Raw genomic sequence first — 12,088 nt, 5'->3', positions numbered from 1 at the left:
AAAAAGCGTTGAGATTATTGATCTCAACGCTTTTCGTTTTATCAGACAAGCGGAACCGGTCTGATTAATATCTCTTCTTCTTAAAATTTGATCCGCCGCTGCCGCCGTTACGGTTATCGTTGCGGCGATTATTATTGTTGTTGTTACTATTGCTCCTTTGCTGGAACTTACCCCGTTGTTTGCCGTAACCACCGCCACTATTCCTGTCACGGTTCTCCTGCTGACGGAACGATTTTACATATGGTGTATTGGTGAAGGTAAGCTGGCCATTGGTAATATTGCTTAACTCACTCTGAATAGCATCATCGTGAACAATTTCCTTATGCCAGTTATTGTAAGCCAGCTTCATATAATAAGCTACGGCATTGGCAAAGCCTAATTTTTTCTCCGGATCGTCCGTTTGTAATCCTTTATTAATGATATCCTCTACATTTTTACCCAGGTGCGAGTAACGCGGATGGCGTTTAGGATAAGGTAAAGGATTGGGCTTTGCTTTTAATGTTTCGCGGGTGGGAATGGGATAAGGCGATTTAACTTCCAGCTCAAAATCACTGATAAGGAAAAGGTGGTCCCACAATTTGTGCCTGAAATCTTCTACATTCTTCAAATGGGGGTTTAAAAAACCCATCAGTTCAATAACGGCCTGCGCATTTCTTTGACGGCGCTCCGGGTCTTCAATTTTCAGGATATGTTCTATCATCTTTTGCACATGACGGCCATACTCACGCATAATAAGGTGATTCCTTGTAGTATTATACTCCATGCTATTGTGTAAATAAGTAAAATTTAAATGAAAGCAAGTATTGGTAATGAATGCAGAGGCTGCATTTTATTGTTGCTTTTAAACCATAAAATTAAGGGAAAAACTAATTATCCGGCTACAGTAGTAAAAAAAAGAAAGGGGCCCCGAACCAAGGCCCCTTTTACAAGCCACCATCCTCTTCCACCTAAGAGGTCATTTAATTATAAGTTGCTGGACACCAAATTCACCAGTCTGCTCATCAATCACTTTAACCCAATACACACCCGGCTGACTCAAACTTCCCACCTGTAAGTACGATAAATCGTTAACTTTCAGTTTCTTATTTATTAGTGTCTGCCCCTGTACATTATAAACTATAATTTGTAGAGGAGCTGTCATTATTGTAGCAAATTTGATACCAATATTGCCAGAGGAAGGATTGGGAAGGAAAGAAAATTTTGTAAATGTTGATTTTTCCAGGTCAACCTGCCTTATCTGGCTGAATCTTACATACCCGTTCGCATAAACCTGTTTAAGCCTGAAATAATATGTTCCCCCCTGTGCTGCGGTAAAGGGTACCTGGTAATTGGCGTTACTCTGGTTTTTGGGTACTTTTTCCAGCGTGGTAAAATCTCTTCCATTGGTACTTACCTCGGCTTCATAATAATAATCACTGTTATCGTCAAACCCTGTCCAGCTTAACTGTGCCTTGGCCGCAGCAGTTTTTTTAGCATTAAAGTATTTAGCGTTGAAAGGCAAGGAGGCACTGGGACAGGTACAATATTGAAAAGCAATACGTACAAACCCGGAAGTAAGCATGGTCATGTTCACATTCGGGGAGCTGGAAAAAGTAATACCTCCATTGATCATATAGTTATAAGAAACACTGTCATTAGGTAAACCGCTGTAAAACTGGTTCAGGTCCGATTCTGTACTGATCATGGTACAGGACAGGGTTCCAAAAATGGTATCCTTGGTTACCTGGGCAAAGTCGGGGCCCGATTTGGGAACACCGTCATCAGGAGCCAGGTTAAAACTGTAATCCCGGTTAAAATTACTCAATAATACCCCCGTAATACCAGGACCCATCAATAAATCGTTGCGGGCAAAGGATACATTAAAATTCTGCGCTGAACTGATATCCCTGTTTTCAAATGCCAGGGTATCAATAATACCCCCAATGGTAATACACATACGCATACAGGTTAACATACCATTTTCCGGGTTAAACTTGGGGAATTTAACCTGCATATTGGTTACACCACTGGGAAAGGAAATGGTTGTATCATACGCCACGTTATTGGTGGTGGAGCCGTCGGCACATTGTGCGTTTGAGGTGGAATTACCGAGCAAGCAAATAACAAGACAGGTAAACCATAGGTTAAAAAATCTTTTCATGAGGGATTGGATTTGGATTTTTCACAATACATACATACACGCGGTAAAGGTAAACCAGTTTCAAAGCGGATACAAGGGTGTTTTTGCCCTTTTAATTTAGTAGTAAATATGATGGCACAGGGGAAGTTTTACCATGTCCGCCATGGATATTTACGTTTTTTACAGAGCCTGGAAATAGTATTTTACCCATCCAATAACAATATCACCGGAAACACTTCGCACAGGTATGCGTATTTTTGCAAAACATCATGGTTATAGCAATCAATGCCCGGTTCTTGACGAAGCCGGCGCAAAACGCAACAAATACTTTTTTATTACAGGTATTGCAGCAGGTAATGGCTGTTAACACGCAACACCGCTTTTTATTTATCAGCGATCAGCCACTTGCCATACCAGTTCGTTTACCCGCAAATGCTGTCACAGTTATAGCCGGCCCCGTTTGTAAAAACAGGATCACCCATCTCTGGTGGCAGCGGTTTACACTACCCCGTTTATTAAAAAAACATAAGGCCGGTGTATATTTTAGCCAGGCTGAAACAGCCGGTTTGTATACACCTGTTCCACAATATTTACTGGTAACAGATATTAACGCTTTGGCAGCACCGGAACACCACCCGGGTACAGGCAGCCGTATTGTTAAACAACTTTCACTCCTCCTGCAAAAAGGAGCAAAATTTATTACGCTCTCCGAAAACGAAAAAAAGATATTCCTGGAACAGGATAAGCTCAGCGCGGCTAAGGTAACGGTGATCAAACCCTTTGTCAGTGAGCAGTTCACCCCCCTTCCTTATGATCAGAAAAAACAGGTAAAGGAAACTTATACCGGCGGTTGCGAGTACTTTTTCTTTAGCGGATCATTAGATGCCCGTAATAACCTGCTGGGACTGTTAAAAGCTTTTTCAAAATTCAAAAAAAGACAGCAGAGTAACTGGAAACTTGTCATTGCAGCCGATAGTGAGGACAAAGCGTTTATGAGCCGGTTACAAACCTACAAACATAAAGATGATGTTGTGCTGCTGACCAATATACCTGAACCGGTATTGGCAGGATTAACTGCTGCTGCCTATGCGTTTACAGGGCCGGTTCACTATGAGGGTATAAGTATTCATCCCTTACAGGCCATGCAATGTAAAGTGCCCGTTATCAGCAGTATAGGCTGCAACTTGTATACCCTGGCACCCGATGCGGCTTTATATGCCGACCCCGATAATATTGACGATATCGCCCAGCAAATGATGTTACTGTATAAGGATGAAAACCTTTGCCGGAAGCTTTCGGAAAAAGCGGGCTTATTTGCCGGCAGTTATAATAATCCCCTGGCTGCTGAGCAGCTTTGGCAAACTATTACGGAATAAAAGGCTTATTTGCGTAACTTTGCCCGCTTAAAACTTTAGATTTTACATGAAGCAATCATCTATCACCATTGATGTATTAACAGACGAGAATAAGATACCTGACGCCATTATGTGGAACGCCAGTGATACCACTATACAACAGGCGCAAAAAGCCAAGGCCATGATGCTTGCTTTTTGGGATGGTGCTGAGAAAGCGGCGCTGCGTATTGACCTGTGGACCAAGGAAATGATGGTTGATGAAATGGCTGACTTTTTTTACCAGACCATGATGACCATGGCAGATACTTATGGCCGCGCTACCAATTACCGTGACCAGGTAGAAGATATGAAAACCTTTGCCAGGGATTTTTATAAAAAATTCCAGGAAAAGCAGCAAAAAACGAATAACGCCGGTTAATAGCAATGAATACCCTGTTGCCGGTATAAAATGTTTTACCCTTTAATTATTTACAACTATGAGTCTGGAACAAAATATAATGACCGAATTAAAAGCAGCCATGCTGGCTAAAAATGAAGTGGCCTTACGTAGCTTAAGAGCTATAAAAGCTGCTATTTTACTGGCAAAAACTGCGGAAGGCAGTAAAGGTGATTTAACCGGGGACGAAGAAATAAAGCTGTTACAAAAACTGGTAAAACAACGCAAAGATTCACTGGATATTTTTACCACACAAAACCGGCCCGACTTAGCCGCCAAAGAAGCGGAAGAAATTGCGGTTATTGAAAAGTTTTTACCGGCCCAGTTATCGGCTGAAGAATTAAAGACCATCATCGCCTCTATTATTGCCGATACCGGTGCCAGCAGCCCTGCCGACATGGGTAAAGTAATGGGAGCGGCCTCCAAACAGCTGGCCGGAAAAGCAGATGGTAAAGCCATTTCGGCCATTGTAAAGGAGTTGTTAAGCAAATAACAAAGTATACCGGCCGCACAATCTGCGAAGGGTATACATCGTTTGCCATAAATAAAATACCACTGTGTTTATTGATGTAATTGTCATTATTTTATTGGTACTGGCGGCTTTCAAAGGTTTTAAACAAGGCTTGTTGCTGGGCGTTTTTTCTTTTGTAGCTATTATTATTGGTTTAGCGGCAGCCGTAAAACTATCGGCAGTAGTGGCAACCCATTTAAACCAGTCGGTGAATGTATCCTCGGAATGGTTGCCTGTTTTATCTTTTGCACTGGTATTTATTGTGGTGGTTTTGCTGGTACGCTGGGGAGCCAGGTTAATTGAAGCGGCCTTTGAAGTAGCTTTATTAGGCTGGGTAAACCGTTTGGGAGGAATTGTGTTTTTTGCAGCCATTTATCTTATCGTATTCAGCGTGCTGCTGTTTTATGCAACCCAGGTTAACCTGATACAACCGCATGTTGCCGAAAAATCGGTTACTTATCCTTATGTATCCTGGCTGGGCCCAAAATCCATTGATGTATTCGGAAAACTGATCCCCTGGTTTAAGAATATGTTTATCCAGTTACAGGATTTTTTTGATGGTGTTTCGGGCCATATAGAAGAAACCCCAACAACAATTTAAGCTTATAATTCCACGCATAACCGTACTGCCAGCTATTTTCAATGCAACCCCGTTACTTACAAAGCCGGTAAAATTCCATTCCCGATGCCCCGGCGCCATTATTATTTTTGTAATAAATAATGAATTTTATTAGTCTACTAAATTAGTAGAATATTAGAAAAAAAGCGTACCTTAGCGGGCATTACTTTCCAGGCTTATCAATTAAAATTTTTTGGGTATTGATATTTGCTGTAATTGTAATATATTTATAACCAGCAGATTGTAATGCCGTATTATAGTAGAGGGAACGCCGGGGCCATTTTGTTATACCTGCACGGGTAAAGTTGGCTTTAGTTTTTTTATCTTTAATACAAAAGATATAACCTGTATACAGTATTAACAGCAAAAAATATATTTGCTTTATGGATTGCCGTTTTGGCTATCATGTATGTTTTGAGGATATATTTGCTTGAAATCGTTTATTTTAGCAAAAAATAATATTGCTTATCAATATATAATGACTTACGAAATTAAACATCAGGATAAGTTTAGCTTTATTGAAGAGGGTGAGGGCGAACCACTGGTGCTGTTGCATGGGCTATTTGGTGCGTTAAGCAATTTTGAACCACTGATCGGCTATTTTAAACAGTACTACAAGGTTATTGTGCCCATGTTGCCTTTACTGGAAATGGACCTGTTAAGCACCAGCGTAGGCGGCCTGGCCAAATACGTTCATAAATTTATTGAAACCCGCAATTACGAAAATATTCACCTGTTAGGCAATTCCCTGGGCGGACATGTTGGCTTGGTTTATTATTTAAAAAACCAGTCACCCCGCATCAAATCCATCATCCTTACCGGCAGTTCAGGGCTTTTTGAGAACGGCATGGGCGATTCCTACCCTAAACGTGGTGATTACGAATATATCAGGAAGAAAACAGAATATACTTTTTACAACCCGGCCATGGCAACAAAGGAGCTGGTTGATGAAGTATTTGAAATAACCAATAACCGCTTAAAGGTTATTAAGATCATTGCCCTGGCTAAAAGCGCTATCCGTAATAACCTGGGCGAAGAGTTAAGCCAGATAAAGTTACCCACATTACTCATTTGGGGTAACAACGATAATATTACACCGCCCTTTGTGGCAAAGGAGTTTAATAAACTGATTCCCAACAGTGAATTACATTTTATTGACAAATGTGGTCACGCCCCCATGATGGAGGTACCGGATGAGTTTAACGCAATTCTGCATAAATTTTTAAAAAAACTGAGTGAGCCTGCAACAGTTGCCTAGTCGTTTTGGTCTTACTTGTAAAAGACGCACTGCATGCTTACAGGCGATTTAACATATCAGGCTATACCTTCCCTTAAACTTACTGATAAGGTTTACCAGGCTTTGCAGTTAATGGCCGATAACCAGACCTTACACCTGGCGGTTATTGATGCTGATGATAAATACCTGGGGCTTGTAAGTGAGGAAATGTTATTGTCTGTTGAGAACGACGATAACGATCTGCAAAGTCTTCAACACACCTTATTGCCGGCATCCGTTAAAGCAGATGAATTCTTTTTCAAAGCACTGCAGCTGGTGGTAGATCATGATTTAAGCATTGCCCCGGTAATTGACCAGGAAAATTTCCTGTTAGGCGTTGTTACGCATATTGACCTTTTGCGGCAACTGGCCGATTTTAACGGCATTCACCAGCCCGGAGGCATCATTGTACTGGAAATTGAAAGTTTACAATACTCTTTCAGTGAAATCAGTAAGATTGTGGAGCAGAATGATGCCCAGATAACCCAGTTAAACAGCAGTACCCATCCTGATACCGGCTTAACCCTCATTACTGTACGGTTAAACAAAATGGAGATATCTGACATCATAGCCAGCTTTCAGCGATACGAATACACCATCAAGTATTATTTTGGCGAGGAGATCTATGAAAACGAACTTAAAAGTAACTATGACAATCTGATGAATTATCTAAGCATCTAACCGGATTTTAATATTACTTTTAAAGTTTCCTGCGTATTTTAGAGACCCGTGATTATGATTTAAATGTTGAAAGAAAAAAAATACATTGTATGGCTCGCCATTTTTATCCTCATTTGCTCCTGTAGTTTCGGGCAACATGTTACTGCTACTCCTGCTGATACCGGTTCTGCTCACTCCATTGCTCCGACATATGACAGTCTTTTCACCGTAAGAAATATTGTTTTGGTGGGTAATAAGCGTACCCGTAATAATGTAATTCTCCGTGAGCTTCCATTTAAATCGGGTGACCACTTACCACTTAACAGCCTGGTAGGTGGCTTTGAAAAAGCCAGGACCCAGTTAATGAACACCACCCTGTTCCACGATGTAACCGTGGCCTTAAAAAGCTTTGAAGGTTATCAGATAGATGTACTGGTACAGGTGAAAGAACGCTGGTATATTTTTCCCTTCCCCTATTTTAAGCCGGTAGACCGGAATCTGAACCAATGGCTGGTAGAAGAAAAAGCCAGTTTAAGCCGTGTGAACTATGGTATTAAGCTAATGCATAATAATACCACAGGGTATAATGACAAATTAAGATTCTGGCTTATTACCGGTTATACCCGACAGTTATCCTATAACTACGACCGCCTGTACATTGATAAAAAAATGAAATGGGGCATGCGGGTAGGTATGGAACTGGGCAGTAACCGGGAGATCAATTACGGCACTGAGGATGATAAACAGGTTTTTTATAAAGACGCCAGTAAGTATGTTCGTAATTTTCATGGCGGCTCTGTGGAGCTGACCTACCGCCCCGCCATTTATACCCGCCATCGTTTCGGTTTTTCGTATAAACAGGAGAGTGTACTGGATACGGTGTTAAAACTTAACCCAAACTATTTTCCCGGAGGAAGAACAAAGATCGCTTACCCCGAGATCTATTACGGGATGAGCTATTACAATATGGATTATATACCCTATCCTACCACTGGTTATGGTTTAGAATTTACGGTGGCCAAAAGAGGATATACCAAAGCCATGAATGTATGGCATGCATCGGTTAAGGGTATTGCCAGCTGGCCACTTGACAAAAAAACATTCGTGAACCTGAATGTGATCGGTTCCATATCGGCCCCGTTCAGACAGTCTTTTTATAATAAAAGGCTATTTGGCTATGGCGATTTCTTTATGCAGGGTTACGAGTATAATGTAATTGACGGTGTGGCCGGGGGTATCGTGCGGGCATCTATTAACCGCAAACTGTTTGCCTTCAATATCCGTTTCCCAAGTATAAAAACCCTGATACCAAAACAAATACCTATTACTTTTTACGGCAAAAGTTTTGTGAACATGGGTTATGTATATAACCCTCAAAGTTCGCCCCTGAACAGGCTGGATAACCGCGTACTCATGACAGGTGGATTTGGCATTGACGTACTGACCCTTTATGACTTTGTACTGAAGCTGGAGTACTCATTTAACCAGATAGGTCAAAACGGGTTATATTTACATAAAAAGTCACCTTATTAAGTTTACATGAAAGCAGCTATATACAGCAGAGGAGTAGATGTAAGGCAAGAGGCTGATGTGACCTTGTTTTTTGAAGAGTTATTGAAACAGCAGATCGAACCCATCATATATCAACCTTTTTTAGACCAGATACGTTCCTTTGTTCCCCTGCCGGAACAGGTACAATCATTTGAGTTATCGGAACATCTTAACCATGAAATAGAGTTCATGATAAGCCTGGGTGGTGATGGTACTTTACTGGATACCGTGGCCCTCGTAAAAAATAAACCCATCAGTATTATGGGTATTAATTTTGGCCGCCTGGGATTTTTAGCCGGTATTGGCCGCGATAATATGAAGGAGGCGCTGAAGTCCTTATCCCGCCGGAGTTTTATTACGGACAAAAGGTCGCTGATCCACCTGGATGCGGATATGCCTTTATTTGGCAGTGTGCCCTTTGCCCTGAACGAGTTTGCCATACATAAGCGGGATACCGCTTCCATGATCAAGATACATACCTACCTTAACGGTGAGTTTTTAAACACTTATTGGGCGGATGGCTTAATAGTAGCTACCCCTACAGGCTCAACCGGCTATTCGTTAAGCTGTGGCGGCCCTATTGTTTTCCCGGATTCCGGCAGTTTTGTGATCACCCCTGTTGCCCCGCACCATTTAAATGTAAGACCATTGATCGTACCTGATGACCAGATCATTTCGTTTGAAGTGGAGAGCCGCTATGAAGATATCATCTGCTCCCTGGATTCGCGCCGGGAAATAGTGGGCAAGAACATTTCGCTGGCGGTACGCAAGGAAGTATTTGATATAAGTCTTATACGTTTGGGCGAAAACAGCTTCCTGCAAACCTTACACAATAAATTAACCTGGGGTTTTGATAAAAGAAATTAAGGTGTTTTGAAAAGAAAATGCCATTATCTTCGTTCTATACTGGACGTAAGAACATTTATTCGCTTATGAAACAACGAAATCGTATCTTTTTTAAGATGAGCTGTATGCTTTTTTTAGCTGCAACCATCTATACATCAAACAGTTATGCACAGGTTTTTTATGGCCCTTACCGTCAGGAAGGGGAGATAGGTGTAAGTATTGGCGCCGCCAATTATTTTGGAGATATTAATACACGGGCCAAGTTTAACCGTGTAAAACCGGCCGCCTCCTTATTTTACCGCAAAAATTTTGGTAACTATATTGCCGCCCGTTTAGGTTTCTCTTTTGCCCAGGTGGGTTATTCCGACATATACAATACCCATAATGAGTATATGCAACGCCGTAACCTGAGCTTTAACAGTAATATCTGGGAACTTGCTTTACAGGGCGATTTTAATTTCTTCCGGTTTTTACCCGGCGAACCCGGCCTGAATTTTACTCCTTATGTTACACTGGGTGTGGGCGCTTTCAGCTATGACCCGTATGCTTATTTACAGGGACAGAAGTATTTTTTACGTCCGCTGGGTACAGAAGGACAATATCCGCCACCTAATTCAACAGAGCCAAAGGTTAAAACATACAGCCCCATTGCTTTAAGTGTGCCGGTTGGTGTAGGTGTAAAGTATGCCCTGAACAGCCGTTTTAATATTGGCGCCGAAATTTTATACCGCTTTACCACTACCGATTACCTGGATGATGTAAGCGGCGTTTATCCTGACAGGTCAGTATTTCCTGATAATGCAGATGGCACCCCCTCTATCGCTGCCCAGTTAAGCGATCGTTCTTATGAAATAGGTACTCCCATTGGTATTAAAGGCCGCCAGCGTGGTAACAGCCAGCAAAAGGACCATTTTATGACCGGCAGTATTTTTATCACCTTTAACCTGCAAAGCTACCGTTGCCCGACAGCGAATTAGGCTTTAGTATTGTAATTACAGATTGTAGTATATAGATTTTAGTATATAGAATCTTGCGGTTGATGGGGCATACTGGTTACCGCTGCAAAGTGGCCGTATTGTTCATTGGGATATTTCCTGATCAGTTGCATCGTGTTGCTGCAGTACAAGTGTGCGACGCAAGGGACGATGAGCAGGGTACTACAGCTGACTAACAAAAAACATTACTTATAGTCTAATATACTCACCGTATTCCGGCAAAAATCATATTCCACTTTATCATTGCTGCTTACTACCACCAGGCGGTTGGTGCAATAGTTTTGTATGAGGCTATGGTATAAAGCTATACCATCTGCATCGAGGTTGGTGCAGGGCTCATCGAGTAATACGGTGCTGGTATCGGAGAAGATACACTGGGCCAGCTTTACACGTTGTTTCATACCCGAGGAGTAATAGCGGATCTGTTTGTTAACCGCTTTTTGTAAACCAATAATTTCAGCTATTTGCGGTATGGTTAAGCCGGGTAAAAGGGGCTTGAATGCTATATGGAATTGCATGAACTCGCTAAAGGTCATTTCCTCAATTACCTCCAGGTAGGGCGCTGCGAGCGCTATTTGTTTGAATACTTTTTCGTCGTTGATGGTATCGGAAGATGCTGCATTTTTAAATGTTATCTTTCCTTCACTGATAGCGAGGCTGCTGCTCAATACCTGTAACAGGGTGCTTTTGCCCGAGCCATTGGGGCCGGTGATGGCATAGGATTGCCCGTGATCGAAGTTGTATGTAAAGTGCCTGAAGATCCAGTCGCGGTTAAAGCGTTTGCCGGTATCAGACAGGGATATCGTCATCGCCGTTACCTTTGGTGAAACGTTTAATAATACCACGTCCGCTTTCCCTGATAAAAGTAACAATTTCATCTCTTTCATCAGTTGCCGGGAATTCTTCCTCCAGCAGTTCTACCGCCTGCGAGGTATTTAACCCTTTGTTGTAGATGATGCGGTAAATATCCAGGATATGGTTAATTTTTTCGATGGTAAAACCGCGGCGTTTAAGGCCTACCGAGTTTACACCGGCATAACTTAAAGGCTGGCGACCTGCTTTGATGTAAGGAGGAACATCCTTACTAACCAATGCACCACCTGATATAAAAGCATGAGAGCCAATATGTACAAATTGATGAACGGCGCATACACCGCCTAGTCCTACCCAATCGCCCATTACCACATGCCCGGCCAACTGGCTGCTGTTACTTAATGTACAGTTATTACCAATGATACAATCGTGGCCGATATGGCTGTAAGCCAGGATCCAGCAATTGTTACCTACAACCGTTTTCCAGCGATCGCTGGTTCCGCGGTGTATGGTTACAAACTCGCGGATGGTACAGTTGTCGCCTATTTCCACAAAGGTTTTTTCTTCCACATATTTACGATCCTGCGGAATAGCGCCGATAACCGCTCCCGGGAAAATGCGGCAGTTTTTACCAATGCGGGTGCCATCCATTATGGTTACATTGGAACCAATCCAGGTACCTTCACCTATTTCCACATCGGGATGTATAACGGTAAAGGGATCTACCTTTACATTAGTAGCCAACTTGGCATGCGGATGTATGTATGTATGCGGGTGTATCATGAATTTAATACAAAAAAGTCACGCTTTATAACGTGACGTTGCAAAGGTAATTGTTACACGGTAAAATGAAACTTTTTTTACTTAAATGGCAAATAATCAACTTTTTGACAATTTGATGTGTTAC

Annotated in this window: 13 protein-coding genes; 9 read left to right on the top strand and 4 right to left on the bottom strand. The window is 42.0% G+C overall.

Features of this window, described 5'->3' with window-relative positions; translation table 11 throughout:
• Positions 1 to 64 precede the first annotated feature (64 nt).
• Together ACFS6H_RS05205 and ACFS6H_RS05200 are read right to left on the bottom strand one after the other, a co-directional pair.
• Entirely contained in the window at positions 65 to 763 is a 699-nt protein-coding gene (locus ACFS6H_RS05205) for a DUF4290 domain-containing protein (RefSeq protein WP_386095958.1), read from the bottom strand.
• A 192-nt stretch (positions 764 to 955) separates the two neighbouring features.
• Entirely contained in the window at positions 956 to 2,140 is a 1,185-nt protein-coding gene (locus ACFS6H_RS05200; protein ID WP_386095956.1) for a choice-of-anchor E domain-containing protein, read from the bottom strand.
• 248 nt (positions 2,141 to 2,388) lie between these two features.
• Here ACFS6H_RS05200 and ACFS6H_RS05195 point away from each other — a divergent pair, with 248 nt between their 5' ends.
• The 9 genes from ACFS6H_RS05195 to porG all read left to right on the top strand — a co-directional run bounded on the left by ACFS6H_RS05195 (position 2,389) and on the right by porG (position 10,350).
• Positions 2,389 to 3,495: a glycosyltransferase family 4 protein gene (locus ACFS6H_RS05195; protein WP_386095954.1), complete on the top strand. Its 1,107-nt coding sequence runs from the start codon at positions 2,389 to 2,391 to the stop codon at positions 3,493 to 3,495.
• A 46-nt stretch (positions 3,496 to 3,541) separates the two neighbouring features.
• On the top strand, positions 3,542 to 3,892 hold the full coding sequence (gene gldC, locus ACFS6H_RS05190) for a gliding motility protein GldC (RefSeq protein WP_386095952.1): 351 nt from the start codon (positions 3,542 to 3,544) through the stop codon (positions 3,890 to 3,892).
• A gap of 58 nt (positions 3,893 to 3,950) precedes the next feature.
• Positions 3,951 to 4,403 (top strand): GatB/YqeY domain-containing protein, encoded by a 453-nt coding sequence (locus ACFS6H_RS05185; protein ID WP_386095950.1) that lies wholly within the window; start codon positions 3,951 to 3,953, stop codon positions 4,401 to 4,403.
• A 64-nt stretch (positions 4,404 to 4,467) separates the two neighbouring features.
• A complete protein-coding gene (locus tag ACFS6H_RS05180; RefSeq protein WP_386095948.1) occupies positions 4,468 to 5,022 on the top strand; it encodes a CvpA family protein in 555 nt (184 codons plus the stop codon).
• A gap of 496 nt (positions 5,023 to 5,518) precedes the next feature.
• Complete coding sequence (locus tag ACFS6H_RS05175; RefSeq protein WP_386095946.1) at positions 5,519 to 6,298, top strand: alpha/beta fold hydrolase; 780 nt, start codon at positions 5,519 to 5,521, stop codon at positions 6,296 to 6,298.
• Between the two features lie 33 nt (positions 6,299 to 6,331).
• A complete protein-coding gene (locus tag ACFS6H_RS05170; RefSeq protein ID WP_386095944.1) occupies positions 6,332 to 6,997 on the top strand; it encodes a CBS domain-containing protein in 666 nt (221 codons plus the stop codon).
• 63 nt (positions 6,998 to 7,060) lie between these two features.
• Complete coding sequence (locus tag ACFS6H_RS05165; protein ID WP_386095942.1) at positions 7,061 to 8,509, top strand: POTRA domain-containing protein; 1,449 nt, start codon at positions 7,061 to 7,063, stop codon at positions 8,507 to 8,509.
• 6 nt (positions 8,510 to 8,515) lie between these two features.
• Positions 8,516 to 9,394 carry an NAD kinase gene (locus tag ACFS6H_RS05160; protein WP_386095940.1) on the top strand — a complete coding sequence of 293 codons (879 nt, stop codon included), beginning with the start codon at positions 8,516 to 8,518 and terminating at the stop codon, positions 9,392 to 9,394.
• A gap of 104 nt (positions 9,395 to 9,498) precedes the next feature.
• The gene (gene porG, locus ACFS6H_RS05155; protein ID WP_386095938.1) at positions 9,499 to 10,350 is read left to right on the top strand and encodes a type IX secretion system protein PorG; all 852 of its coding nucleotides are present in this window, start codon (positions 9,499 to 9,501) and stop codon (positions 10,348 to 10,350) included.
• A gap of 203 nt (positions 10,351 to 10,553) precedes the next feature.
• On the opposite strand, the gene ACFS6H_RS05150 is transcribed toward porG, so the two are convergent.
• Both ACFS6H_RS05150 and lpxA read right to left on the bottom strand, forming a co-directional pair.
• Positions 10,554 to 11,177: an ABC transporter ATP-binding protein gene (locus ACFS6H_RS05150; protein WP_386095936.1), complete on the bottom strand. Its 624-nt coding sequence runs from the start codon at positions 11,175 to 11,177 to the stop codon at positions 10,554 to 10,556.
• Positions 11,158 to 11,964: an acyl-ACP--UDP-N-acetylglucosamine O-acyltransferase gene (lpxA, locus tag ACFS6H_RS05145; RefSeq protein WP_386095934.1), complete on the bottom strand. Its 807-nt coding sequence runs from the start codon at positions 11,962 to 11,964 to the stop codon at positions 11,158 to 11,160. Before lpxA ends, ACFS6H_RS05150 begins: the two co-directional genes overlap by 20 nt.
• Positions 11,965 to 12,088: the final 124 nt, after the last annotated feature.

The sequence above is a fragment of the Terrimonas rubra genome (genome assembly GCF_042686025.1).
GTDB lineage: Bacteria > Bacteroidota > Bacteroidia > Chitinophagales > Chitinophagaceae > Terrimonas > Terrimonas rubra.
Note: the sequence above shows the minus strand (reverse complement) of the source record. Positions and strands in the feature narration are given on the sequence as shown.

Coding starts and splice junctions, on each gene's coding strand:
- ACFS6H_RS05205 (WP_386095958.1), bottom strand. CDS start 763: ATGGAGTATAATACTACAAGGAATCACCTTATTATGCGTGAGTATGGC.
- ACFS6H_RS05200 (WP_386095956.1), bottom strand. CDS start 2,140: ATGAAAAGATTTTTTAACCTATGGTTTACCTGTCTTGTTATTTGCTTG.
- ACFS6H_RS05195 (WP_386095954.1), top strand. CDS start 2,389: ATGGTTATAGCAATCAATGCCCGGTTCTTGACGAAGCCGGCGCAAAAC.
- gldC (WP_386095952.1), top strand. CDS start 3,542: ATGAAGCAATCATCTATCACCATTGATGTATTAACAGACGAGAATAAG.
- ACFS6H_RS05185 (WP_386095950.1), top strand. CDS start 3,951: ATGAGTCTGGAACAAAATATAATGACCGAATTAAAAGCAGCCATGCTG.
- ACFS6H_RS05175 (WP_386095946.1), top strand. CDS start 5,519: ATGACTTACGAAATTAAACATCAGGATAAGTTTAGCTTTATTGAAGAG.
- ACFS6H_RS05170 (WP_386095944.1), top strand. CDS start 6,332: ATGCTTACAGGCGATTTAACATATCAGGCTATACCTTCCCTTAAACTT.
- ACFS6H_RS05165 (WP_386095942.1), top strand. CDS start 7,061: ATGTTGAAAGAAAAAAAATACATTGTATGGCTCGCCATTTTTATCCTC.
- ACFS6H_RS05160 (WP_386095940.1), top strand. CDS start 8,516: ATGAAAGCAGCTATATACAGCAGAGGAGTAGATGTAAGGCAAGAGGCT.
- porG (WP_386095938.1), top strand. CDS start 9,499: ATGCTTTTTTTAGCTGCAACCATCTATACATCAAACAGTTATGCACAG.
- ACFS6H_RS05150 (WP_386095936.1), bottom strand. CDS start 11,177: ATGACGATATCCCTGTCTGATACCGGCAAACGCTTTAACCGCGACTGG.
- lpxA (WP_386095934.1), bottom strand. CDS start 11,964: ATGATACACCCGCATACATACATACATCCGCATGCCAAGTTGGCTACT.